The following is a 25,508-nucleotide window of genomic DNA, read 5'->3' on the forward strand; positions in this document are numbered from 1 at the left end:
GGTTGACTTGTGCTCATTCGGACCTATGATTGAAAATATTGTACAACACAATAAATCTGTACAAGATTTTTAGCCCAGAGGTTGCCCATGCCCAGCGAAGCCAACGCCAAACCCCGGATTGCCATCAGCGCGTGCCTGATAGGCGCTGAAGTTCGCTTCAATGGCGGGCACAAGCAATCCCCGTTGTGCAGCCGCACGCTCAGTGAGTATTTCGATTTCGTCCCGGTATGTCCTGAAGTCGCCATCGGTCTGGGCATTCCCCGGGAACCGATCCGGCTGGTCGGCCAACCCGAGCAGCCCCGCGCGGTCGGCACGGTAAACCGCGATCTGGACGTCACCCGACCGCTGGACGATTACGGTCGGAAAATGGCCGAGGAATTGGACGACATCTGTGGCTACATCTTCATGCAGAAATCGCCATCCTGCGGCCTGGAAAGGGTCAAGGTCTACGACCACAACGGCGTCCCCCAGGACGGCGGCGGCCGCGGCATCTACGCCCAGGCCTTTTGCGAGCGCCATCCAGACCTGCCGGTGGAGGAAGATGGCCGCCTCAACGATCCGGTATTGCGCGAGAACTTCCTGACGCGTGTGTTCGTCTATGCCGCGTGGCAACCGCTGCGCCGACGCGACCTGACCCGGCGCGATCTCATCGAATTCCACTCGCGTTATAAATACCTGCTGATGGCTCATGACCCGGTGCAGTACAAGGCCTTGGGCAACCTGCTGGGCAACATGGGCAAGTCCGATCCCAACGAGTTGGGCCCGCGGTACTTCAGCGCGCTGATGGCGGCCCTGAAGAAATGCGCCACCCGTCGAACCCACGCCAATGTACTTCAACATTTGAGCGGCTACCTCAAGCGCGCCATAGGCACCGATGACAAGCAGGAAGTGCAGCATCTCATCGGGCAGTATCGCCTCGGTATCGTGCCCTTGGTGGTGCCGCTGACCCTGCTCAAGCATCACCTGCGCCAGCATCCCGACCCGTATCTCGCGCAACAGGTATACCTGCAACCCCACCCGGAAAATCTCAGTTTGCGAAACGCCATTTGATGAACGACGAACCCGACTCCAGCGCCAGCGAAGACCTCGGCGCCGACTTTGCCACAGCACTGGCGCAGGGCTGGCTGCCCATACGCGAAGTGTCCCGACAAACCGGCGTCAACGCCATCACGCTACGCGCCTGGGAGCGCCGCTATGGCTTGATCGTGCCGCACCGCACGCCCAAGGGCCATCGCTTGTTCAGCCCCGAGCATGTGCAACGAATTCAGAGCATTCTCACCTGGATCAATCGCGGCGTGGCGGTGAGCAAGGTCAAGCCGCTGCTCGATACTGCGCAGCCGCCTGACGAACCCTTGGAAGATGAATGGCAGCGCCAGCGCCATGCCCTTGCGCTGGCGGTGACACAACTGGCGGAGCGGCAAGTCGATCACCTGGTCAACCAGGCGATGGCCCTTTACCCGCCCTGGACTGTTTGTGAACAGTTGCTGTTGCCCTTGCTCGCCGAATTGCAAACGCGTTGGCAAGGACAGTTCGGCGCGCAATTGGAGCAGGTGTTCTTTTATTCCTGGCTGCGCAGCAAGTTCGGCAGCCGGGTCTATCACAACAACCGTCAGTTGCACGGCGCACCGTTGCTGCTGGTCAACCATTCCCAATTGCCCCAGGAACCCCACCTGTGGCTGACAGCCTGGCTCGCCAGCAGCGCCGATTGTCCTGTAGAGGTCTTCGATGCGCCCCTGCCGGCGGGCGAATTGGCACTGGCGGTCGAACGCCTCAAGGCCCGCGCCGTGTTGCTGTATTCAAGTAATGCCTTGAACCTGTCCCAATTGCCAAGGCAACTGAACGCTGTCGACTGCCCCATCATCATCGCCGGCCCGGCTGTGTCCATTCACCACGCCAGGTTATCCACAGACGTCTCGATGACTAACGTCACGTGGGCCGAAGACCCGCTCTGCGCCCATGCCGAACTCAATCGCCGAGCGCTTCTTTAACGAGTATTCCCATGCAACTGATCTGGCTGCGCAGCGATTTGCGCGTGCATGACAACACGGCGCTTGCCGCTGCCGCCGCCCGCGGCCCCTGCGTGGCGGTCTACTTGCCGACACCGGGACAATGGCGTGCCCATGATGATGCCCCTTGCAAGGTCGATTTCTGGCTGCGCAACCTGGCGTCGCTGAGCAAGGCGTTGGAGCAACTGAACATCCCCCTGCTGATCCGCCACGCGCCCTACTGGGACCAGGCGCCAAGCGTATTGGTCGCACTGTGCCGGGAGCTGGACATCAATGCCGTGCACGTTAACGAAGAGTACGGCCTGAACGAAACCCGACGCGACAGCGAAGTCGCTCGCGCACTGGCTGGCGAGGGCGTCGAGTTTCATAGCCACCTCGACCAGCTCCTGTTCAAGCCCGGTAGCGTCCTGACCAAGACCGGCAACTATTTCCAGGTATTCAGCCAGTTTCGCAAGGTGTGCTACCAGCGCTTGCACTTATCCCTACCGAGCCTGGTTCCCATCCCCGCCCGTCAAGCGCTGACGGCAATTGCCAGCGATCCGGTGCCAACGCACGTCGAAGGCTTCGAGCCACCCGGGGAAACGCTGCAAGCCCTTTGGCCCGCTGGCGAGAGCGAAGCGCTGCGACGATTGGATGGGTTTGTCGAGCAGCACATCGACCATTACCTGACCGAGCGGGATTTCCCGGCCAGGCCTGGCACCAGCCAACTGTCTGCCTATCTGGTGGCCGGCGTAGTATCGCCGCGCCAATGCCTGCACGCGGCGCTGCAAGCCAACCAGGGAGAATTCGAAAGCGGGAACACCGGAGCGGTGACGTGGATCAATGAATTGCTCTGGCGCGAATTTTATAAACATATATTGGTGGGCTATCCACGCGTGTCACGCCACCGCGCGTTTCGCCCGGAGACCGAGGCCTTGGCCTGGCGCCACGCCCCGGAAGAATTGACGGCCTGGCAACAGGCGCGCACCGGCCTGCCGATCATCGATGCGGCCATGCGCCAACTGCTGGAGACTGGCTGGATGCACAACCGGTTGCGCATGGTAGTGGCCATGTTCCTGACCAAGAATCTGCTGATCGACTGGCGCGAAGGCGAACGCTTTTTCATGCGCCATCTGATCGACGGTGACTTGGCGGCCAACAATGGAGGCTGGCAGTGGAGCGCCTCAACCGGGACGGATTCGGCGCCCTGGTTCCGCATCTTCAATCCCCTTAGCCAATCAGAGAAATTCGATCGCGAGGGATTGTTTATAAAGCGTTGGCTGCCGGCGTTGAACGATTGGGATAGCCGCAGTGTCCACAGCCCTAATGCCCAGCGTGAATTATTTCGCACGACAGATTATCCGGCTCCGATTGTCGATCTGGCCCAATCCCGGGCGCGGGCTTTGGCGGCTTTCAAGCGACTGCCGTCGCGTCAGGACATGCAAATGGATTGAAGGGCGATTACCGAACATGGAATTGCTTGAGGTTGGAACGTAATTCCACCACGACCTTATGGGGTCCGACTAATATCAGGATTGCCGCATCGGAAGCGGCGTCTTGATGCTAGGAAAAAAAGGGGGCGGCATGAAAAGAAAGTATTGGCTGACGGGTGCGAACGACGGCCTGGGTGCGTCACTGGCCGAAGCACTGCTTCAAACCGGAGCGCAGCTGGCAATCAGTTCGCCACAAGCGTGCCAAACCCTTTCCCAACGTTATCCGGAACATGTCCTGGCAGTCCCCGGCAACTTGACCGACGGCCAAACAGTGCGAGAAATCGGCGAGCAGATCAACCGGCAATGGGGCGCGCTGGACACTGTCATCATCAATGCCGGAACGGCTGAGCATGTCGACGGCCAGCCGGCCGACGACTCACTGATCGAACACATCATCCGCAGCAACCTGTTGGCCGCCAGCTTTTGCATTGAAGCCGCGCTTCCTCTGTTGCGCCTGGGCACGGCACCCCATCTCGTAGGCATCGCCAGCCCGGTCACCTACCTGACACCTTCGCGTGCCGAGGGCGACGGCAAAGCGCTGCGTCAGGTATTCGAATCGGTTCGTAGCACCCCGGCCGCCAAGGGCATCGACGTTATGTTGGTCACCCCCGACCTCGCTGACTCGGCGATGAGCCTGGACGACGGGCTTTCGATATTGACCCGATGGTCAGCCGATGCGGCGGCCAGTTATATTCTGGCTCAAATGAACGAGCGGCCGGACGAAACGACGCTGCCCGCGGCCTCCATGATGGCGCTCTGGCCGCTGCCATCCTCAACCCGCAAGACCCGCGCGAACGACGACTATTGCCAGTTGGCTGGCGAATCCCCGATCAAGGGACAACTTTGATCCCCCTGGTTGCCTTACACTGCGCGCATGAAAACCATCCCCCTCGTTGAATTGCCTGCGCCGGTCATTGAGTGCTCCACCTGCGCGGCGTGCTGCTGCCAGTTGGAAGTGCTGCTGATCACCGATACCGGCGTTCCGGAACGCTTTATCGACACCGACGATTGGGGCGGGGAAGTCATGCTGAGGCTTGATGATGGCTGGTGCGCGGCCCTGGACCGCGACAGCATGATGTGCACGATCTACGAGAAGCGTCCGTTGATCTGCAGGGAATTCGAGATGGGCGCGCCGGAGTGCCTGGAAGAACGCCAGGGCATTGCAACGGCGTATCGGTAAAAGAACGAATCTGAAACTGGATTTCTGTAGGAGCGAGCTTGCTCGCTCCTACAGTTTTTTGCTGTTACAACGGCATGGTGTAATGCAGCGCGTAGCTTTCCACGCCGTCGTTGTCCGAACTGATGCCGGCGTTGGAATAGTGAGTGGCACGAATGCCTACTTCATGTCCGCCGTTGAAGCGCAGGCCGAACCCGACACGGTCTTCGAACTGGAAAGCCGAACCGAGTTTGTTGGATTCTATTTCAGTGTTTTCAAACAACGCGACGCCGATCCCCGCCTCGATGTATGGCTTCACGTTCTGGCCCGCAAACTCATAAACGAAGACTGGCGAGAACGACAGACTGTGGTTGCTGGACGTCTCGTCCCCTTCCCAGTACGTGTAGGCCCCGCTCCAGTAGCCGGTCAGGCGACCCACGTCGCTCTGCCACCAGCTCTTGTCCCAGTCGAATTGCATGCCCAAGCGATAGGTCATGGTCGAGTCGCCAGTCTGGCCGACCCCGAACTCCACGCCCGCCGCCTGTGCGGTATAAGTGTGCCCCATCAACGCAGCCGCAAACGCGGCAAAGCAGAATAAACGCTTCATTAGAAACATCCTTTTCCGACAGCCTTAGTTAATTTTTCTTACAAACAGACACAGCTATAGAAATCCACGCCAAATCAGAAGTTCAGCTGGATTCACATAATTTTCACGCTTTTTTACAGATCGAAGCTTCGCACAACGCCGGAAGATTTCCATAGCATCGGTAGGATTTTTCTCAGGTGCGCAGGATCACCGCTGCTCCAGAACTGAGTTTCACTGGCAGGCCCTTCGGCCAGTAACATCCGTTCCGCCAACAAGCGCTGAAGCTGGCGAGCCACGGCGGCGCCCGTGTCGATCAGGCTGATATCCGCCGCGACCATTTCCTTGAGCAATGGCTTGAGGAATGGGTAGTGGGTGCAGCCGAGGATCAACGTGTCGCAACCGGCCGCCAGCAAGGGGGTGACGTAGCCTTGCAACAACTGGCGCAAGGCCGGGCTATGCAGGTCGCCAGCTTCGATCAATTCCACCAGCCCGGGACAGGGCTGGGTGATCACCCGTACGTCCGTGGCGAAACGGTCGAGCAACGCGGCGAATTTGGCGCTCTGCAACGTGCCCGTTGTAGCGAGCACGCCGACGATGCCGCTTCGAGTCGCCGCGGCAGCCGGCTTGACCGCCGGTTCCATGCCGACGATTGGCCAGTCGGGGTAATCGCGACGCAGGTCCGCCACTCCGGCGACCGTCGCGGTATTGCAGGCTACCACCAACGCCTTGGCGCCCTGGCGCTGGAGAAACTCGGCAATGATCGCGCACCGCTGCCGGATGAATTCCGGACTCTTTTCCCCGTAGGGGATATGCCCGCAGTCAGCTACGTACAGCAGCGATTCATTGGGTAGCAAATGGCGAATTTCCCCCAGCACCGACAGCCCGCCGACGCCTGAATCGAACACACCGACCGGAGCCTCACTCATGTCGGGTACCGCAGACGCTGCAGTTCGGATCGCGCTTGACCCGCAGTTCACGAAAACGCGTGCCCAGCGCATCGATCAACAGCAGGCGCCCCACCAGCGGCTCTCCGAAGCCGGCCAACAGTTTCAAGGCCTCGAGCGCCTGGAGACTGCCCACCAAACCCACGAGCGGCCCAAGCACGCCGGCCTCGCTACAGGTCAGCTCGGCTTCGCTGCCGTGCCCATAGAGGCAGTGATAACAAGGGCTTTCGGGGCGGCGCGGGTCGAACACCGACAGTTGGCCTTCCAGGCGAATCGCTGCGCCACTGACCAAGGGTTTGCCCGCGGCGACACAAGCTGCGTTCACCGCTTCACGGGTGGAAAAATTGTCCGAACAATCCAGCACCACGTCCACTGCCGCCACGGCGTCAGCCAGGCTGTCTTCGTCCATGGCTGACGGATGGGGAACCAGTCGAACCTCGGGGTTGATGGCGGTGAGGCGACGCATCGCGGAATCAACCTTGGTCAGGCCGACGCTCTGTGTGTCATGGATGATCTGTCGCTGCAGGTTGGTCAGGTCGACCGTGTCGAAGTCCGCCAGGTGCAACTCGCCGACACCGGCGGCGGCGAGGTACAACGCCACCGGCGCGCCCAGGCCGCCCAGGCCGATGATCAATGCGCGCCCCTGCTTCAGACGCAGTTGCCCGTCGATGTCGACGTGTTGCAACAGAATCTGTCGGCTATAGCGCAGCAGCTCTTGATCGTTCAGCACGGCAGGCGTCCCAGACTGATGCGTTCGTGATTGCCGAGGTCCTTGCGGCTATGGACTTCGGAGAAACCTTGGTCTTGAAACAGCCCCCGCACCGCTTCGGCCTGGTCGTAACCATGCTCGAGCATCAGCCAGCCGCCCGCTTCGAGGTGATCGGGGGCCTGGGCGACAATGGCGCGCAAATCGTCCAGACCGTCCGGCCCCGCCACCAGCGCACTGGCCGGCTCGAAACGCACGTCGCCCTCAGCCAGATGCGGGTCGCTGGCGGCAATATAAGGTGGGTTGCTGATGATCAGCCCGAAACGTTCACCTTCCAGCGCGCTGAACCAGTGGCTGCTCAGGACCGTGACATTGCGCAGCGCCAGGCGCTGGCGATTGCGTTCGGCCAGCGCCACAGCTTCCAGCACCCGATCGACCGCCGTGACATTCCAGGCCGGACGTTCGCTGGCCAACGCCAAGGCAATCGCGCCGCTGCCCGTGCCCAGGTCGAGGACCCGGGCCGGCGTAGCCGGCAACAACGCCAGCGCGGTTTCCACCAGCAACTCGGTGTCGGGACGCGGGATCAGTGTGTGGGGCGCGACTTCCAGGTCAAGTTTCCAGAAGCCCTGCTGCCCCAGGATGTAGGCCACCGGTTCGCCGGAACGACGCCGGCGCAGGTATTCGGAGAACAATAGCGCCGCCTCGCTTGGCACGATCCGCTCGGGCCAGGTGTGCAGGAAGCTGCGGGACTTGCCCAGGGCAGCGGCCAGCAATAACTCGGTATCCAAGCGTGGCGTAGGAGAATCCGGCAATTCGGCGGCGCGAAGCAAACTGGCGATGATGGTCATGGGGTCACCTGTACCTATTCGCCAATCGCGGCCAGTTGATCGGCCTGGTATTCGGCGAGCAAGGGCTCGATGACGGCATCGACACCACCGGCAAGGATCTCGTCGAGGGAGTACAGGGTCAGGTTGACCCGGTGATCGGTGACTCGCCCCTGGGCAAAGTTGTAGGTCCGGATGCGCTCGGAACGGTCGCCCGAGCCGACCAGCAGCTTGCGCTCGCTGGCGATGGCGTTGGCGGCGGCACTGGTCTGCTGGTCGTTGAGCTTGGCCGACAACCAGGCCATCGCCCGTGCCCGGTTCTTGTGCTGGGAGCGTTCTTCCTGGCATTCGACCACGATGCCCGAAGGCAAGTGGGTGATGCGGATCGCCGAGTCGGTCTTGTTGACGTGCTGGCCGCCCGCCCCCGAAGACCGGTAGGTGTCGATCCGCAGGTCCGCCGGGTTGATCTCGATGGCTTCCTGCTCGTCCGGCTCGGGCAACACCGCGACGGTGCAGGCCGATGTATGGATCCGGCCTTGGGATTCGGTGGCCGGTACCCGTTGTACGCGGTGGGCGCCGGACTCGAACTTCAACTTGCCATAGACGTTATCGCCCTCGACCCGGGCAATCACTTCCTTATAGCCGCCGTGTTCGCCTTCGTTTTCCGAGAGGATCTCTACGCGCCAGCCGCGACGCTCGGCGTAGCGCGAATACATGCGGAACAGGTCGCCGGAAAAGATCGCCGCCTCGTCGCCGCCGGTACCGGCGCGGATCTCGAGGAAAACGTTACGCCCGTCGTTCGGGTCCTTGGGCAGCAACATGCGTTGCAGGTTGCTTTCCAGCTCGACCAGTTGTTCCTTGGCCTCGCGCACTTCCTCCACCGCCATTTCGCGCATGTCAGGGTCGCTGTCCTTGAGCAGCGCCTGGGCGCCCTCGAGGTCGCCCTGTACTTTGAGCAACTGTTTATAGGTGGCGACGATCGGCTCGACCTCCGCGTATTCCTTGGAATAGGTGCGGAATTTGTTCTGGTCGGAAATGACTTCGCCGTCGCCCAGCAAGGCGGTCAGTTCCTCGAAACGGTCCTGGAGAATGTCCAGTTTATTGAGCAGTGACGCTTTCATTGCGATTTTTTATCCGAAAAGCTATCCGGTGAAGCCTCACCGAGAGCGAAAAGTTCCTGGGCCATGGCCAGCGCGTCGAGGCGGCCTTCGGCGGTCAGCTTCTTGAGCTGGACGCTAGGAGCATGGAGCAGTTTGTTGGTCAGGCCGCGCGCCAGTTGCACCAACACCTCTTCGGCGCTGCCGCCATTGGCCAGCAGGCGCTGGGCTTTTTGCAGTTCTTCGTCGCGCAGCCGTTCGCTTTGCTGACGATACGCCTTGAGCACGTCCACCGCCGCCAGCTCACGCAGGCGCACCATGAAATCCTCGGCGCCAACGGTGATCATTTCCTCGGCGGCCTGCGCCGCGCCTTGCCGGCTCTTCAAGTTCTCGGCAACGACTTCGTGCAGGTCATCGACACTGTAGAGGTAAACGTCGTCGAGTTCGCCGACTTCGGGCTCGATGTCACGCGGCACGGCAATGTCGACCATGAAGATCGGCTTGTGCTTGCGCAGTTTCAAGGCGCTTTCCACCGCGCCCTTGCCCAGGATCGGCAACTGGCTGGCGGTGGAACTGATGACGATATCGCTGTGCACCAGCTCCGCAGGAATATCCGACAACAGTACCGCGTGGGCACCGAACTGCTCGGCCAGGGTGCTGGCGCGCTCCAGGGTGCGGTTGGCAACCACGATGCGCTTCACCCCGAGGTCATGCAGGTGCCGGGCGACCAGGGTGATGGTCTCGCCGGCGCCGATCAGCAGCGCCTGGCTGCGTTGCAGATCACTGAAGATCTGCTTCGCCAGGCTCACGGCTGCAAAGGCCACGGATACCGGATTCTCGCCGATGGCCGTGTCGGTACGCACTTGCTTGGCGGCATTGAAAGTGGCCTGGAACAGACGCCCCAGCAGCGGACCAACGGTCCCGGCCTCGCGCGCGACGGCGTAGGCCGATTTCATCTGGCCGAGAATCTGTGGTTCGCCCAGTACCAGCGAATCGAGCCCCGAGGCGACACGCATCATGTGACGAACGGCCGCATCATCTTCGTGCACATAAGCACTGGCGCGCAGCTCTTCAAGGCTCAAATCATGGTATTCGGCCAGCCAGCGAAGCACCGAATCGGCCGAAACGTGATCCTGTTCTATATAAAGCTCGCTGCGATTGCAGGTGGAGAGGATCGCAGCTTCGCGGCTGTCCGTCAGTCGGCAGAGCTGCTGCAGCGCCTCAACCAGCTGCTCAGGCGTAAATGCCACGCGCTCGCGGACGTCTACTGAAGCAGTCTTGTGGTTAATACCAAGTGCAAGGAAGGCCATTCAAGGTCGCTGATGGTGACGTGAAGCCGGCAATTGTCCTACTTCGCCAGATTGAGAACAACCACCACCGACTATTGTCACAATTACCTGTGCCTATAAGGCATCCGCCGAGACTCGGTTATGTTTGGCCGATGGCTTGTGTCATGATGATCCGACCGCAGGTAAGTCGTCCTCTTCCTATATGAATAGATCTTTTGCGTTGCTCCTCGCTTTTGCCTTCCTCGGCGGCTGCCAGTCCATGGCTCCCGTTTCGACGGACGGCACGCCACCCGTCGAAGACAGCACTCCGGCTCCCGAAAAGCCAAAGGTGTATGGCTCGTTCAGCGAAGAAACCATCTTCAGCCTGCTGAGCGCCGAGCTCGCGGGCCAGCGCAATCGTTTCGACATTGCCCTGGATAACTACGTCACCCAGGCCATCAACACCCAGGATCCGGGCGTTTCCGAGCGGGCGTTTCGAATTGCCGAGTACCTGGGGGCCGACCAGCCCGCACTGGATACCGCGCTGATCTGGGCCCGGAACGCCCCGGACGACCTCGAAGCGCAACGCGCCGCTGCCGTGCAGCTGGCACGCGCCGGACGTTACGACGACTCCATGATGTATATGGAAAAAGTCCTGCTGGGCAAGGGCGACACCCATTTCGATTTTCTCGCGCTGTCTGCCGCCGATACCGACCAGGAAACTCGCGACGGCCTGAAGAAGAGCTTTGATCGACTGCTGCAACGCCACCCGAACAACGGCCAGTTGATTTTCGGCAAGGCCCTGTTGCTGCAACAGGACGGCGACTCCCAAGGCGCCCTCACCCTGCTGGAAGACAACCCGCCGGAAGCGGGCGAAGTGGCCCCTATCCTGCTGCGTGCACGCTTGCTGCAAAGCATGAACCGCGGCGACGAAGCCCTGCCGCTGATGGAAAAAAGCATCAAGAAGTACCCGGACGACAAGCGCCTGCGCCTTACTTACGCCCGCATGCTGGTGGAAAACAATCGCATGGACGACGCCAAGGTCGAGTTTTCCAGCCTGGTGCAGCAATACCCCGAGGACGACGACTTGCGTTATTCCCTGGCGCTGGTCTGCCTGGAAGCCAAGGCCTGGGAAGAAGCCAAGGGCTATCTGGAAGACCTGATCGCCCGGGAAAGCCACGTCGATTCGGCCCACCTGAACCTGGGTCGCATCGCCGAAGAGCGCAACGATCCAGAGAGCGCATTGATCGAGTACGCCCAGGTCGGCCCGGGCAATGATTATCTGCCCGCGCAGCTGCGCCAGGCCGACATCCTCATCAGCAACGGCCGGACCGCCGAAGCCCAGAGCCGCCTGGCCGTGCAGCGCGACACGCAACCGGACTATGGCATCCAGCTTTACCTGATCGAGGCCGAAACCCTGTCGGCCAACAAGCAGGGCGATAAGGCCTGGGCTGTCCTGCAACAAGCCTTGAAGCAATACCCTGATGATCTGAACCTGCTCTACACCCGCGCCATGCTGGCAGAAAAACGCAATGACCTGGCCCAGATGGAAAAAGACCTGCGGCTGATCATCCAGCGTGATCCCGACAATGCCATGGCCCTCAACGCCCTCGGCTACACCTTGTCGGATCGAACCACCCGCTACGACGAAGCCAAGCTGCTGATCGAGCAGGCTCACCAGATCAACCCGGAAGACCCGGCCGTACTCGACAGCCTTGGCTGGGTGAATTTCCGCCTGGGCAACCTCGACGAAGCCGAACGCTTGCTGCGCCAGGCCCTGGAGCGCTTCCCCGACCAGGAAGTCGCCGCCCACCTGGGTGAAGTCCTATGGGCCAAAGGCAAGCAACGCGAAGCCCGGCAGATCTGGGCCAAGTTCCTCAAGGAACAGCCTGACAGCCCGATTCTACGCAGTACCATCAAACGCCTGACCGGATCAGAGACTCTTTAAGATTATGTTTGTGCGCCACTTCATTATTTTCAGCTTCATCGCCCTGCTCGCCGGTTGCGCGGGCTTCGGCGCCCGAGAATCCGTCCAGGGCCATGGCAACCCGGCCCAGTGGCGCGAGCACAAAGAACAGCTCAGCGGCCTCGACGGCTGGCAGATAGACGGAAAGATCGGCATTCGCGCACCTAAAGACTCTGGCAGCGGTACCTTGTTCTGGCTACAGCGCCAGGATTACTACGACATACGCCTGTCGGGCCCACTGGGGCGCGGCGCGGCGCGGTTGACCGGCCGGCCGGGACAGGTTTCGCTGGAAGTCGCCAACCAGGGACGCTACGAGGCGCCCAGCCCCGAAGTGCTGCTGGAAGAACAACTGGGCTGGAAACTGCCGGTATCCCACCTGACCTGGTGGGTCCGCGGCCTCCCCGCACCGGACAGCAAGAGCCGCCTGACGCTGGACGCCGACAGTCGCTTGTCGAACCTGGAGCAGGACGACTGGCAGATCGAATACCTGAGCTATGCCGAACAAAACGGCTATTGGTTGCCCGAGCGCATCAAGCTGCACGGCAGCAACCTCGACGTCACGCTGGTGATCAAGCAATGGCAGCCGCGCAAGCTGGGGCAATGACATGACCGCTCCACGCCTGACCCTGCCCTCCCCGGCCAAGCTCAACCTGATGCTGCACATCCTTGGCCGACGCCCGGACGGTTATCACGAGCTGCAAACGATTTTCCAGTTCCTGGACTACGGCGACGAGATCACCTTCGCCGTGCGCGATGACGGTGTGATTCATTTGCACACCGAATTCGACGGCGTTCCCCACGACAGCAATCTGATCGTCAAGGCGGCAAAGAAACTCCAGGAGCAATCCGGTTCTTCGCTGGGCATCGACATCTGGATCGAAAAAATCCTGCCCATGGGCGGCGGAATCGGTGGCGGCAGCTCGAATGCGGCAACGACGCTGCTGGGCCTCAATCATCTCTGGCAACTGGGCTGGGACCTGGATCGCCTCGCGGCGCTGGGGCTTTCGCTGGGCGCCGACGTGCCGGTTTTCGTGCGTGGCCACGCGGCTTTCGCCGAGGGCGTCGGGGAAAAACTCACACCGGTGGAGCCCGAGGAACCCTGGTACTTGGTGCTGGTGCCGCAAGTATCTGTAAGTACAGCAGAAATTTTTTCAGATCCACTGTTGACACGTAACTCTCCTCCCATTAAAGTGCGCCCCGTTCCCAAGGGAAACAGTCGAAATGACTGCTTACCGGTGGTAGCAAGGCGTTACCCAGATGTTCGTAACGCATTGAATTTGTTAGGTAAATTTACCGAAGCAAAACTCACCGGAACTGGAAGTTGTGTGTTTGGGGGCTTCCCAAGCAAAGCTGAAGCTGATAAAGTCTCGGCCCTTCTTACAGAGACCCTTACAGGGTTTGTAGCGAAAGGAAGCAACGTTTCGATGTTGCATCGCAAGCTGCAAAGTCTGCTCTAAAAGGAATCGAGTGCTGGGCACTCGCAGCAACAGATACAGGGGCGTCGCCAAGCGGTAAGGCAGCAGGTTTTGATCCTGCCATGCGTTGGTTCGAATCCAGCCGCCCCTGCCATTTTCCTATACTCATCCAGGTATACCCTCAGCCTTCAGGTACTGCGCGTGTCCAAGATGATGGTCTTTACGGGGAACGCTAACCCCGATCTGGCTCGGCGTGTAGTACGTCAGCTGCATATCCCTCTCGGTGACATCTCTGTCGGTAAATTCTCCGACGGCGAAATTACTGCCGAGATCAATGAAAACGTTCGCGGTAAAGACGTCTTCATTATTCAGCCGACTTGCGCCCCGACCAACGATAACCTGATGGAACTCGTCGTGATGGCTGATGCCTTCCGCCGCTCCTCGGCTACTCGTATTACTGCTGTTATTCCTTACTTTGGTTATGCCCGCCAGGATCGCCGCCCGCGTTCCGCACGCGTGGCTATCAGCGCGAAAGTCGTTGCCGATATGCTGACCGTGGTCGGCATCGATCGTGTACTGACGGTCGATCTGCATGCTGACCAGATCCAGGGCTTCTTCGATATTCCCGTGGATAACATCTACGGCTCCCCCGTCCTGGTGGATGACATTGAAGATCAGCGCTTCGAAAACCTCATGATCGTGTCCCCGGACATTGGCGGCGTCGTGCGTGCACGGGCCGTTGCCAAATCCCTGGGCGTGGATCTGGGTATCATCGACAAACGCCGTGAGAAGGCCAATCACTCCGAAGTGATGCACATCATCGGCGACGTCGAAGGGCGTACCTGTATCCTGGTCGACGACATGGTCGATACCGCCGGCACCCTGTGCCACGCGGCCAAGGCCCTGAAAGAGCATGGCGCTGCCAAGGTCTTTGCCTACTGCACACACCCTGTGCTGTCGGGTCGAGCGATCGAAAATATTGAAAATTCCGTGCTGGACGAGCTGGTGGTGACGAACACCATCCCGCTGTCCGCTGCAGCACAAGCTTGTGCGCGTATCCGTCAATTGGATATCGCACCAGTGGTTGCCGAGGCGGTTCGCCGCATCAGCAATGAAGAATCGATCAGTGCGATGTTCCGTTAAGGGCCCTGCCCTTTCCTGGATATCTCGTTGACGAAAAGCGCCCCGCCCCAACACTCATGTTGGGGCGGGGCTTTTTTGCCCATACCGCTTTGGCGTCGGTCGCAGACGCCTCTCGGATATGGCTATTTTGGAGAAACAACATGACCGATTTCATCCTGAACGCCCAAGCGCGTACCGACCTGGGGAAAGGTGCGAGCCGCCGCCTGCGTCGTCTCGCCAGCCAGGTTCCTGCCGTTGTCTACGGTGGTGACAAGGCCCCTGAGTCCATCACCATGCTGGCCAAAGAAGTGGCCAAGCTGTTCGAAGACGAGGCTGCCTTCAGCCACGTGATCGAGCTGAACGTTGATGGCAAGAAGCAAAACGTCATCGTTAAAGCGATGCAGCGTCACCCGGCCAAGCAGTTCATCATGCACGCTGACTTCATTCGCGTCGTCGCTGGCCAGAAACTGACCGCTACCGTTCCAGTGCACTTCATCAACGAAGCTGCTCCGATCAAGAAAGGCGGCGAAATCTCGCACGTGACTTCCGAGCTGGAAGTTTCCTGCCTGCCGAAAGACCTGCCTGAATTCATCGAAGTCGACCTGGCTGACGCCGAAGTCGGCACGATCATTCACCTGTCCGACCTCAAGGCTCCTAAAGGCGTTGAGTTTGTTGCCCTGGCGCACGGCGATGACAAGGCTGTTGCCAACGTCCACGCTCCACGTGTTGCTCCAGAAGCTACTGAAGAAGGCGCTGCAGAGTAATTTCACTCTGTCGCCGGAGTGACCGGAAACATCGCGGACTGGAACGTAGCGAGACAACGGGCAAGAACGCGAAGTTTACTTAACGGTAGATCCGCAATTTTCGTTCGTTGTCGCCACGCCGTCTGACCGCGACATGTTAACCACCACTCCAGGAAGGGCCCCTATCGTGACTGCCATAAAACTGATCGTTGGCCTGGGTAATCCAGGCGCTGAATACGAACAGACCCGGCATAACGCAGGGGCCCTTTTTGTTGAGCGCATCGCGCATGCCCAAGGCGTCAGCCTGGCCGCCGATCGCAAGTATTTCGGCCTGACCGGGCGTTTTTCACACCAGGGTCAGGATGTTCGCCTGTTGATTCCCACCACCTACATGAACCGCAGCGGCCAAGCCGTGGCGGCATTGGCCGGTTTCTTTCGCATCAAGCCCGAAGAAATCCTGGTGGCCCACGACGAACTCGACCTGCCTCCGGGCGTTGCCAAGCTCAAGCAGGGCGGCGGCCATGGCGGTCACAACGGCTTGCGCGACATCATCGCGCAACTGGGTAATCAGAATACCTTTCACCGCCTGCGGCTCGGCATCGGCCACCCGGGCGTTGCCAGTATGGTTTCAAACTTTGTCCTGGGTCGTGCGCCTCGCGCCGAACAGGAAAAACTCGATGCCAGCATCGACTTTGCCCTCGGCGTGCTGCCGGATATCCTCGCCGGTGAATGGAACCGCGCGATGAAAAACCTGCACAGCCAGAAGGCCTGACACTTATCCGAGGGGAAACACCATGGGATTCAATTGCGGCATCGTCGGCCTGCCTAACGTCGGCAAGTCCACCCTGTTCAACGCCCTGACCAAATCCGGTATCGCGGCCGAGAACTTCCCCTTCTGCACCATCGAGCCGAACAGCGGCATCGTGCCGATGCCCGATCCGCGCCTGGAAGCCTTGGCCGCCATCGTCAACCCCAAGCGCATCCTGCCGACCACCATGGAATTCGTCGACATCGCCGGCCTGGTGGCTGGTGCGTCGAAAGGCGAAGGCCTGGGCAACAAGTTCCTGGCGAACATTCGTGAAACCGATGCCATCGCCCACGTGGTGCGCTGCTTCGAAGACGAGAACGTGATTCACGTTTCCAACAGCGTCGACCCGAAACGCGACATCGAGATCATCGACCTGGAACTGATCTTCGCCGACCTCGACAGTTGCGAGAAACAACTGCAGAAAGTCGCTCGCAACGCCAAGGGTGGCGACAAGGACGCGGTCGTTCAGAAGGGCCTGCTGGAGCAGTTGATCGCCCACTTCACCGAAGGCAAGCCTGCGCGCAGCCTGATGAAGAACATGAGCACCGACGAGAAGCTGGTGATCAAGGGTTTCCACCTGCTGACCACCAAGCCGGTCATGTACATCGCCAACGTCGCCGAAGACGGTTTCGAGAACAACCCGCACCTGGACGTGGTCAAGGCCATCGCCGAAGAAGAAGGCGCCATGGTCGTGCCGGTCTGCAACAAGATCGAAGCGGAAATCGCCGAACTGGACGACGGTGAAGAGAAAGACATGTTCCTCGAGGCCCTGGGCCTGGAAGAGCCAGGCCTGAACCGAGTGATTCGCGCCGGCTACGAAATGCTCCACTTGCAGACCTACTTCACCGCCGGTGTCGAAGAAGTCCGCGCCTGGACCGTTCGCGTGGGTGCCACCGCTCCACAAGCCGCCGGCGTCATCCACACCGACTTCGAGAAAGGCTTCATCCGCGCCGAAGTCATCGCCTACTCGGATTTCATCCAGTACAAGGGCGAAGCGGGCGCCAAGGAAGCCGGTAAATGGCGCCTGGAAGGCAAGGAATACGTCGTCAAGGACGGCGACGTGATGCACTTCCGCTTTAACGTATGAAATAAAAAAAACCGCGTGGCAGCACCTGCCTGCCACGCGTTTTTTTTGTGAGCGTCAACTCAGCAAATGCCATTGATCGACGTCTGGCGCTAGCCCAATCAGGCCTAACTCGGCGTCGGGAGCGGCTGCGGGCGCAAAGACCATGTTGTCTTCGCCAAGACTTTCCCGCCAGTCCCCGGCAAGCGCGATCTGGAACGAATGGCCTTGGGCGTCCGCTTGCGTATCCTTCAGATAAGTGCGATCCAATTGCGCGTTGTAAACCATCTTCAGCGTAGTGTCCGTACCCTCTCCGAAGCCGGTATAGCCCAAGGCCGAAACATCGATCTTGTCGTCAACCGTAAAGCCTTCGATAAGGTCGGCAAAGCTCTGGTTTTCGGTACGGTAGCTGTCTTCGGTCGAGAGATAGCGGAACACGTCGGCGTTCTCTCGGTTGTCGGTCCACAAGGAAATATCGGCCCTGTCTCCGCCATTGAGACGGTCGGCACCCGCGCCGCCGATGATGACATCCGCTCCAGCGCCGCCGTTGATACGGTCGTTGCCTGCCAGGCCATGGATGACTTCCGATAAGGCAGAACCGGTGATCGTATCGTTGGCAGACGCACCTTCAAGAGTGGGCGCGGTGAACACCAGATGGGTGCTGTTCAATTGCCCTGCGAGATTGCCGTCCAAGGCCAGCTCGAAGCGTTGCCCAGCGGCATCGGCGTCATAGCTCTTGAGGTAGGTACGGGAGCCATCCGCGCTGACCTGGATGGCCAAGGTGCCGTCATGGCCGTCGCCAATCCCGGTGAAGCCCAGGCCAATCAAATCGATACGGTCCTCAGCGACGTCAAAATCCTGGATTCGGTCGCTGCTGTTCAGCGCGGCCGTGCGGAAGCTGTCGCCTGGTTCGGTAAAGCGGAAGACGTCCGCGCCAGCGCCACCTTGCAGAACATCGCGCCCACCGTCGCCTTGAAGTACATCATCCCCCGCCAGGCCGTGGATGATTTCGGCGGCATTGGTGCCCCGCAGGATTTCCTCACCCGCGAAGCCCTCCACATGGAGCTTGCCGTCCTGGCTGCCAAAGCCGGTGTCCAGGCTGCCGTCGGCGTTCAGGCGGATGATGCTGAAATTCCCATTGCTTGTGCCGGCAGCCACGATCCTGCCATCTGCCTGTACCGTCAAAGCCACGGGCGTATCGGCGTCGAAGCTCACCGTGCCACCGGTGCCGAAGCTGGTGTCGAAGGAGCCATCAGCGTTAAGCCGAGCTACAGTCGCCACGCTATCGCCTGCGCCATGGCCCATGACGATGACCTTGCCATCAGCCTGCACGGTCACCACCGAGTCTTCACCAAACCCCATGGCAGCGCTTAACTGCAGGACACCGTTGTCGCCAAAGCGGGTGTCCAATTGACCGTCAGGCTCGAAACGCTGCAGGGCGAACGTCGGATCGCCTACACCAGCGGCATTGTAGGCAGCCCCGACCACGACACTTCCGTCTGCCTGGACCGCAGTGGAGATTCCACCGTTGAAGAGTGGGTCTTCAGGGATATCGACATTCAACACGCCATGGTTGCCAAAGCCGTCGACCAAGGTGCCGTCACTACCCATCTTGGTCACGCTGGCCTGGTCAAAGCCACGGGCACTGACTTGGAAGGTGCCATCCATATTGGCCGTCAGATCGATGTCCTTGAAATCATGGCTGATGGCTATAGTCATGACGCCGTTCTGGCCAAAGCCGGTATCGCGTGTCCCATCGCTGTTGAGGCGCTCCACCTGTACGCCGGTGTTCAGCGCCACGGCGACGAGCACCTTGCCGTCGGGCTGCACCGCCGTCAGCTCGAAGCGGGAGGCTGGGGCGGTCGCGGCAGGTACGATATCGACGCCGCCGTCATGAAAGCGGGTGTCCAGGCTTCCGTCTGCATTCAGGCGAATGACGGAATGACTCTGTTCGTAGCCGTAGCTTTCCTCGCCTGGCGCCCCGGGATAGCCCCATGCCAGGTATTCGGTATAGCCGCCAATCAGTATCTTGCCATCGGGCTGGATAATGATGCTCTGGGCATCATCGAGCTGGCCGGTGAGGTCGACCTGGACAGTGCCGGGGCCCGTTCTCACGGTATGGGAATCCACTTTCGTGCTATCGAAGGTTGTCATGGTTTAGTCCTTTAAAAATATGCCGGATTCGTCACTCTGCAAGAGCCAAAACGCTTTGTGCGCTGCCCCATCAGCGGCTGGACCGATGGCTTGTAGTCGCCAGCAGGCTGGATGGTCCTTCTGCTCGGAGACCTCAGCGAGCGGCAAGTTCACTTCTGGCTGGGGGAGGACGACAGATGGCTACTAACCCTCCCCTGCCCAGTTATTTCCCCAGGCAATCGGCGATATGTAGGCAACGTCCTAAGGAATAGGAAAGCCCCGTTATAGGATGCTTCTGAATATTCAGAACAGGCGGTTTACCTATGGTATCTGCCCTTCGCCCTGCGCCACTCTGGTTCCCCTCGACAACACACCACGCACCATGAGCGTGGTATCCAGGGCGACCTTCGACATGCCTAACCCATTCCCAACCTTCTTCGACCACAGCCGCCACACCCTGCGAGTATCCAAACTCAACGCCCATCTCGACGTCCTGGCCTTCGTCGGCGAAGAGCACCTGAGTCGTCCTTACCACTACCGCATCGAATTCACCTGCACCGAGCGCGACCTGGCGGCCACCGACCTGCTCAACCGCTGGGGTTATTTCGACCTGTACCCCGTGCCGCCACCGCCGACACCCAAGGGCTTCACGCCGCCGGTGATCAAACCGCTGCGTTCCTTCCACGGCATCGTCACAGACTTCAAGCGACTGTCCGGCTCCAACGACGAAGCCCGCTACGAAATCACCCTGCAACCGCGTTTTGCGCTGCTCGGGCGCGGCAAGCAATTTCGGATCTACCAGTACCAGTCGGTGCCGGAAATCGTCGAGCAGATCATGCGCAAGCGCCACGCTTACCTGGGCGAGGAGTTCTATTTCAACCTGGTGCGCCAGTACCCCCGGCGTGAACAGGTCATGCAATACGACGAGAGCGACCTGGCCTTCATCGAGCGCCTGCTGGCCGAGGTCGGCATCTGGTATCGCATCACCAGCGACGATCGCCTGCACATCGACGTGGTGGAATTTCACGACGACCAGCGGCACTACCAGCGCGGCATCAAGCTGCCGTGTCGCCCGCCATCCGGCTTGACCGCCGATGGGCAGGACGCGGTCTGGAACCTGCAGACCGCCCACCAGGTGGTGGAACAAAACATCAACTTTCGCGCCTACCATCACCGCGAGGCCTATGCCTTTTTGGACGGCGAAGTCGACCACACCCGGGGCGCCAAGGGCACCTACGGCGAGGCCTATCACTACGCCGAGCCCTACACGGTGCTGGGCGAGCGCTACGCCCTGGACGAAGACCTGCAAAGCGAAAGCGGTTTCTTCTACGCCCGCCTGCACCACGAACGCTACCTCAACGACCAGACCCGCCTCAGCGGCACCACCAGCAGCGCCACCCTGGCCACGGCGCAGCGGCTCGAAATCACCGGCGGCGCACCCAAGGCGTTCGAGCCCGGCGCGGTGATCGTCAGCCTGCGCACCGAAGCGGCCCGCGACCGCAGCTTCATCGCCACGTTCCAGGCCATCCCCTATTCGGAAACCGTGTGCTTTCGCCCGGCGCTGCTGCCCAAGCCGCGTATGAGCGGCACCATCCCCGCCCGCGTCAGCCACCCGGAAGTCAACCCGCCGTACGCCGACCTCGACTTCGAAGGCCGCTACAAAGTGCGCTTCCTGTTCGACCGCGACACCTGGCAAGCCGGCCGCGAAAGCGCCTGGCTGCGCCTGGCCCGGCCCTACGGCGGCGACACCCACGGCCTGCACTTCCCGCTGCAGGCCGGCACCGAAGTGGCGATCGCCTTCGAGCACGGCGACCCCGACCGCCCGTACATCGCCCACGCCCTGCACGATGACCGCCACCCGGACCCGGTCACCGCCCGCAACGAACGCCGCAACGTCCTGCGCACCCCGACCAACAACAAACTGCGCCTGGACGACACCCGCGGGCAGGAACACATCAAGCTCAGCACCGAACACAGCGGCAAGAGCCAGCTGAACCTGGGGCACCTGGTGGATGCCGAGCGGAACAAGCGTGGCGAAGGATTTGAGTTGCGCACCGATGGCTGGGGGGCGATTCGCGGTGGCAACGGGGTGTTTATCAGTGCCGATGAGCAGGCCAAGGCCAAGGGTGACGTGCTGGAAATGAGCGCGGCGACAGACCGGTTGCAGCAGGCCGTCGATCAGCTGGACAGCCTCTCCAGCGACGCGCAGGCGAGCCAGGTCGAACCCGCCGACGTGCAAGCGCAACTGGCGTTGCTCAGGCAAGACCTCGAACAGCTCAAGACCTCCGTCCTGCTGCTCAGCGCGCCCCAAGGCATCGCGCTGACCAGCGGCAAGCACCTGCAACTTGCCGCGCAACACAACCTGATGCTCAACGCCGGCGGCCAGGCCGACCTCAGCGTGGTCAAGCGCCTGTTCATCGGCGTGGGCCAGGGGATGAGCCTGTTCGTGCGCAAGCTGGGCCTCAAGCTGATCGCCAACCAGGGGCCGGTGATGGTGCAGGCGCAGAACGACCGGTTGGAACTGATGGCCCGTCACGGGCTGGACATCAGCAGCACCGAGGACGAAATCCGCATCGTCGCGAAAAAGAAAATCACCCTCAACGCAGGCGGCAGCTACATCACGCTGGATGAGGGCCTCATCGAGTCGGGGACGCGGGGGGATTTTGTCGTGAAGTCGGCGAATTTCGAATATGTGCAAGGCGCTGCCAGCATGAAGGCCGCACACCCGGACTACCCGCAGCGCTTATCCAAACAGCCTCTGCGCCTGCAAATACCACAAGCGCCCAATGCGTCAGGTCGAGGTTCGGCAGGCATGCCTTACACGCTTTCGGCCGATGGCGTGCCTCTTCAACAAGGCGTGCTCAATGCAAGCGGGGCGGTGCAGATCGACCATCAGGTCGTCACAAGCGGCTACCAACTGACATTGGCCAACGGCATGACCTACCAACTACCGGTCCCCACCGAGTACCGCAATGCCGAGCAGGCGCACCTGGCCAACCGTGGTTTGCATAACCACCGCACACAGACCGACGCCGAATTGACCGCACCCTCTACGCACACGGATCACCGTGCACTGTATGCCGTCCTGATGGATGGCCCTCACCCAGCCAAGGAAGAAACCAACCCATGAATTTGCCAGAGATCGTGGTGCCCATTTGCTTAAAGTACACCAACGAAGCCGTTTGCTCCCTGCCGTGGTACGTCCAGTTCACTGAATACCATCCGGTGATCGCCAGCTATCAAGCGCTGATCAATGGCGAGGAAACCTTCACCGCCGTGCACCAGGCCATTGCCCAGGCCCAAAAGAGCATCGACATCATCTGCTGGGGCTTCCAGCCGTCGATGTATTTCATCCGCGACGGCAAGGCGCCGAGCATTGGCGAACTGCTCATGGCCAAGGCACGGGCAGGCGTCGAGGTACGGTTGCTGGGCTGGGAAATGCCGTTCAATACCGCCGGCTTTGCCGGTGAGGCCAATTTGCCCGGCAAAGGCTCGATCCGGCTCATGGACCGGGTGATGCAACGCGCCACCGAAGAGCAGTACGCCTTCGATCGCCAGTGGTTTGCGACCTGTGCAGTCGCCGACCACGAGGCCGCGCAACGTGCCGCCAGCGGAAGACTGCCGGTGTTTGTCAGTCGCGGCTTCAACCTGGATGAACGGGGCGAGATCGCCCACTGGGTGAAATACGCGAGCCTCGACAGCGAAATCAGTACCAAGATGCGCCAAACGCTGAGGTGGACGGCCACCCACCACCAGAAAAGCGTGCTGGTCGACTATGAGTTACCGGACTGCGCGGTCGGTTTCATCATGGGCCACAACATGCTCGACGAGTACTGGGACACGGACAACCATTCGGCACTGAACCGAAGCCAGGACAGCAAACCCGCCCCCAACCGTGGCCCGCGCGGCGATACGCCGCGCCAGGATATTTCCTGCCAGCTCAGCGGGCCGATCCTGGAACACCTGCACCATAACTTCGCCGCTGCCTGGCGCAAGGAAACCGGCGAAGACCTGCTCGCTTCGCGCCAATCCATGAAGGTCGGGCCGCAACTGCGCACCCACGGCATGCCGCAAATGGCGCAGATCCTGCGCACCCAACCCCAGGCGGGCAAACGCGACATCGAGCGGCTCTACATGCAAGCCGTCAACAACGCGACGCAGTTCATCTACATCGAAAACCAGTATTTCCGCTGGCCACCGCTGGCCGAATTCATCAAATCAGTCGCCGCCACCCAGACCCAGGGCGGGCGCGATCCCGGCCTGCACGGCGCGTTGCACCTGTTCGTGATCACCAACGCCACCGACGATGGCATCGGCGCCGGCACCGTGAACACCCAACGCATGCTCGAAAGCCTCGGGCGCGCCAACACCATCCCCGGCGTCACCAAACTGCGGCGCGTTCAAAAAATGCAACAGAAAGCCCCGCCCAGGCCCCGCCCGGAACCGCGTGACCGGGAGGGCCAAAGGGAGCTGGCCCAATGGCAGGCCGAGCTTGACCGGCAGACACAAGAGATCATGGACAGCACCGTCCTGCCGGAGGAAATACCCGGCCTGAAGGTTCACATCTGCTCGCTGGTCGCCCCCGATTCACCGGCGGGCAAACCCTGGATGCCGGTGTACATCCACTCCAAGCTGATGATCATCAACGACGTATTCACCACCCATGGCTCGGCCAACATCAACACCCGCAGCATGCAGGTGGACAGCGAGCTGAACATTGCCCATGAGTGGATGAGCGTGACCCAGGCGTTGCGGCGGCGGTTGTGGGATCTGCATACCGGTGATAAGGGATCGCAGGATGATCCGGAGGAGGCATTTAGGGCTTGGGAGAAGATTATCAACAAGAACAAAGACCGCCAGGCTGATAAAGAAAATGGGGTGCCCGAGGCTCCACTTGTCGAGTTTTATTACGACAAAGCCGTCCTGAAGGACCTCGACTGATGCATCGAATCCTCCTGCTGTCTTGCCTGCTGCTGGCCGCTTGCGGCAACAGTGGCACTTTTAATTTCCCGAAGAAGGACCCTTCCGTGAAACCTCTAACCGAGATCAAGGCCAAGCTGGCCTTTACCTGCAAACACGAAACGATCCCTGCACCGTCCGACGAGAGCGATGTGCTGTTCCAATACGCGCGCTGGTTGCAAAAGAACAACCAGCTCAAGCAGGACAAAACCGTTGATGCCGAGATTGAACGGCTGTATCGCATCGCCGCCGAGAACGGCCATTTCAAAGCCAATATCAATCTGCAGAACGGCGCCATGCGCGGTCGTTTCGAGCTCAGGGGCGCCCAGCATTTGCGTATGAGCCAACAATTAATCGATGCAGGCGTGGCGACGGGTTACTACTTCATAGGGATTTTCCTGCAACAGGGCTCGGCGGGGTTGCGACAGGACGCCGACATGTCGTTGCGTTACTTCCGTAAGGCAGCCGATCAGGGTAACGCTCAAGCTCAGTATCTTGTTGGCGATAAGCTGGCACCAAGCGACATTGCGCCGGACATTGCCCGGCAGATGCGCCGTTGCGCGGCCGAACAGGGTCATGGCAAGGCCGCCGTCGCTCTTGGTATCAATCTTCAAGGAAAGGGGCAATACCAAGAAGCGATTGAGGCATTCCAAATAGGGGTGGCTGCTGGTGATGATGCTTCAGCCGGTTGGTTGGAAGAAGCATTTAGGGCTCATCCCATTACCGATAAGCTGTACTACCTCGGCCAACAAGAAGACCTCGAACGCGCCGAACGCTACAAAACTATCTGGCGAATCCTGGCGAGGTATTCCTACGCCAACCCCACCGTTCCCGAAATCAACGAAATCCTCCCGTTACCACCCGCCGAACTGCCTGAATGGGACGGCAAACTCCAATGGCTCGAAGCCCGCCTGGCCAACGTCCCACCGCAGAAACCCAGCGAGGCACTGATCCGCGAGCTGGCCGAGGCCAAAGGTCTCGAACCCGCCACCGGCAGGCCCACGCCCCGCTCACCTGCGTTCATCACGATCCCCCAACCCGCACCGACCTGCCACAGCGGCCAGGCCTGCCCGCATACCGGTTATTGGATCGCCGGCGCGTACGACGTCATCCGCCGCTTCGAACAGGGCGAGATCCTGCCAACGCTAAACGTACGCAAATGGGAGAGCCGTTTCCTGCTCCCGGATCGGGAGACAGTTGGCCCGGAAAAGGTTGAGTGGATGTTCCATGGATGATCTTC

General features: G+C 60.5%; 22 protein-coding genes and 1 tRNA gene. 16 read left to right on the top strand and 7 right to left on the bottom strand.

The genetic code is table 11. The features are described 5' to 3' along the window. Positions 1-87: 87 nt before the first annotated feature. The 5 genes from VQ575_RS22000 to VQ575_RS22020 all read left to right on the top strand — a co-directional run bounded on the left by VQ575_RS22000 (position 88) and on the right by VQ575_RS22020 (position 4,658). Positions 88-1,050: a YbgA family protein gene (locus tag VQ575_RS22000; protein WP_325918415.1), complete on the top strand. Its 963-nt coding sequence runs from the start codon at positions 88-90 to the stop codon at positions 1,048-1,050. Next, the gene (locus VQ575_RS22005) at positions 1,050-1,988 is read left to right on the top strand and encodes a MerR family transcriptional regulator (protein WP_039592189.1); all 939 of its coding nucleotides are present in this window, start codon (positions 1,050-1,052) and stop codon (positions 1,986-1,988) included. Before VQ575_RS22000 ends, VQ575_RS22005 begins: the two co-directional genes overlap by 1 nt. Before the next feature lie 11 nt (positions 1,989-1,999). Beyond that, positions 2,000-3,439 (top strand): deoxyribodipyrimidine photo-lyase, encoded by a 1,440-nt coding sequence (gene phrB / locus VQ575_RS22010; RefSeq protein ID WP_325918416.1) that lies wholly within the window; start codon positions 2,000-2,002, stop codon positions 3,437-3,439. A 130-nt stretch (positions 3,440-3,569) separates the two neighbouring features. Beyond that, positions 3,570-4,325, top strand: coding sequence for an SDR family NAD(P)-dependent oxidoreductase (locus tag VQ575_RS22015; protein WP_325918418.1), 756 nt, complete (start codon positions 3,570-3,572; stop codon positions 4,323-4,325). Between the two features lie 27 nt (positions 4,326-4,352). Further along, positions 4,353-4,658, top strand: coding sequence for a YkgJ family cysteine cluster protein (locus tag VQ575_RS22020; RefSeq protein WP_039592192.1), 306 nt, complete (start codon positions 4,353-4,355; stop codon positions 4,656-4,658). A 64-nt stretch (positions 4,659-4,722) separates the two neighbouring features. On the opposite strand, the gene VQ575_RS22025 is transcribed toward VQ575_RS22020, so the two are convergent. The 6 genes from VQ575_RS22025 to hemA form a co-directional block, all read right to left on the bottom strand. Further along, complete coding sequence (locus tag VQ575_RS22025; protein WP_039592193.1) at positions 4,723-5,241, bottom strand: acyloxyacyl hydrolase; 519 nt, start codon at positions 5,239-5,241, stop codon at positions 4,723-4,725. 113 nt (positions 5,242-5,354) lie between these two features. Further along, complete coding sequence (murI, locus tag VQ575_RS22030) at positions 5,355-6,146, bottom strand: glutamate racemase (protein WP_039592194.1); 792 nt, start codon at positions 6,144-6,146, stop codon at positions 5,355-5,357. Further along, positions 6,139-6,894: a molybdopterin-synthase adenylyltransferase MoeB gene (locus tag VQ575_RS22035; RefSeq protein ID WP_325918419.1), complete on the bottom strand. Its 756-nt coding sequence runs from the start codon at positions 6,892-6,894 to the stop codon at positions 6,139-6,141. Before VQ575_RS22035 ends, murI begins: the two co-directional genes overlap by 8 nt. Further along, positions 6,888-7,718 carry a peptide chain release factor N(5)-glutamine methyltransferase gene (gene prmC / locus VQ575_RS22040; protein ID WP_325918420.1) on the bottom strand — a complete coding sequence of 277 codons (831 nt, stop codon included), beginning with the start codon at positions 7,716-7,718 and terminating at the stop codon, positions 6,888-6,890. Before prmC ends, VQ575_RS22035 begins: the two co-directional genes overlap by 7 nt. Positions 7,719-7,732: 14 nt before the next feature. Continuing rightward, entirely contained in the window at positions 7,733-8,815 is a 1,083-nt protein-coding gene (gene prfA, locus VQ575_RS22045) for a peptide chain release factor 1 (RefSeq protein WP_039592197.1), read from the bottom strand. Next, complete coding sequence (gene hemA / locus VQ575_RS22050) at positions 8,812-10,101, bottom strand: glutamyl-tRNA reductase (protein ID WP_039592198.1); 1,290 nt, start codon at positions 10,099-10,101, stop codon at positions 8,812-8,814. The genes prfA and hemA overlap by 4 nt, the downstream gene beginning before the upstream one ends. Before the next feature lie 181 nt (positions 10,102-10,282). Between hemA and VQ575_RS22055 the strand changes: the two genes are divergently transcribed. The 8 genes from VQ575_RS22055 to ychF all read left to right on the top strand — a co-directional run bounded on the left by VQ575_RS22055 (position 10,283) and on the right by ychF (position 17,200). After that, entirely contained in the window at positions 10,283-12,007 is a 1,725-nt protein-coding gene (locus tag VQ575_RS22055) for a tetratricopeptide repeat protein (protein WP_039592199.1), read from the top strand. A gap of 4 nt (positions 12,008-12,011) precedes the next feature. Then, positions 12,012-12,629 carry a lipoprotein insertase outer membrane protein LolB gene (lolB, locus tag VQ575_RS22060; protein ID WP_039592200.1) on the top strand — a complete coding sequence of 206 codons (618 nt, stop codon included), beginning with the start codon at positions 12,012-12,014 and terminating at the stop codon, positions 12,627-12,629. Position 12,630: 1 nt separating this feature from the next. Further along, a complete protein-coding gene (ispE, locus tag VQ575_RS22065) occupies positions 12,631-13,482 on the top strand; it encodes a 4-(cytidine 5'-diphospho)-2-C-methyl-D-erythritol kinase (RefSeq protein ID WP_045155088.1) in 852 nt (283 codons plus the stop codon). 37 nt (positions 13,483-13,519) lie between these two features. Beyond that, a tRNA-Gln gene (locus VQ575_RS22070) sits at positions 13,520-13,594 on the top strand. A 47-nt stretch (positions 13,595-13,641) separates the two neighbouring features. Continuing rightward, positions 13,642-14,583, top strand: coding sequence for a ribose-phosphate pyrophosphokinase (locus tag VQ575_RS22075; RefSeq protein ID WP_003171603.1), 942 nt, complete (start codon positions 13,642-13,644; stop codon positions 14,581-14,583). A 140-nt stretch (positions 14,584-14,723) separates the two neighbouring features. Further along, complete coding sequence (locus VQ575_RS22080; protein ID WP_039592202.1) at positions 14,724-15,326, top strand: 50S ribosomal protein L25/general stress protein Ctc; 603 nt, start codon at positions 14,724-14,726, stop codon at positions 15,324-15,326. Between the two features lie 166 nt (positions 15,327-15,492). Beyond that, positions 15,493-16,077 carry an aminoacyl-tRNA hydrolase gene (pth, locus tag VQ575_RS22085; RefSeq protein WP_003185374.1) on the top strand — a complete coding sequence of 195 codons (585 nt, stop codon included), beginning with the start codon at positions 15,493-15,495 and terminating at the stop codon, positions 16,075-16,077. Between the two features lie 22 nt (positions 16,078-16,099). Further along, positions 16,100-17,200 (top strand): redox-regulated ATPase YchF, encoded by a 1,101-nt coding sequence (ychF, locus tag VQ575_RS22090; protein ID WP_045155086.1) that lies wholly within the window; start codon positions 16,100-16,102, stop codon positions 17,198-17,200. A 54-nt stretch (positions 17,201-17,254) separates the two neighbouring features. On the opposite strand, the gene VQ575_RS22095 is transcribed toward ychF, so the two are convergent. Then, positions 17,255-19,330 (bottom strand): calcium-binding protein, encoded by a 2,076-nt coding sequence (locus tag VQ575_RS22095; RefSeq protein ID WP_325918421.1) that lies wholly within the window; start codon positions 19,328-19,330, stop codon positions 17,255-17,257. Positions 19,331-19,721: 391 nt separating this feature from the next. Here VQ575_RS22095 and VQ575_RS22100 point away from each other — a divergent pair, with 391 nt between their 5' ends. From VQ575_RS22100 to VQ575_RS22110, 3 genes are read left to right on the top strand one after another with little or no spacing between them, the layout of a single operon-like run. Further along, positions 19,722-22,439, top strand: coding sequence for a type VI secretion system Vgr family protein (locus VQ575_RS22100; protein WP_325918422.1), 2,718 nt, complete (start codon positions 19,722-19,724; stop codon positions 22,437-22,439). Further along, positions 22,436-24,250 carry a phospholipase D-like domain-containing protein gene (locus VQ575_RS22105; RefSeq protein WP_325918423.1) on the top strand — a complete coding sequence of 605 codons (1,815 nt, stop codon included), beginning with the start codon at positions 22,436-22,438 and terminating at the stop codon, positions 24,248-24,250. Before VQ575_RS22100 ends, VQ575_RS22105 begins: the two co-directional genes overlap by 4 nt. Then, positions 24,250-25,503, top strand: coding sequence for an SEL1-like repeat protein (locus VQ575_RS22110; protein ID WP_325918425.1), 1,254 nt, complete (start codon positions 24,250-24,252; stop codon positions 25,501-25,503). Before VQ575_RS22105 ends, VQ575_RS22110 begins: the two co-directional genes overlap by 1 nt. The last annotated feature ends 5 nt before the right edge of the window (positions 25,504-25,508 follow it).

Source organism: Pseudomonas frederiksbergensis (assembly GCF_035751725.1).
GTDB lineage: Bacteria > Pseudomonadota > Gammaproteobacteria > Pseudomonadales > Pseudomonadaceae > Aquipseudomonas > Aquipseudomonas frederiksbergensis_A.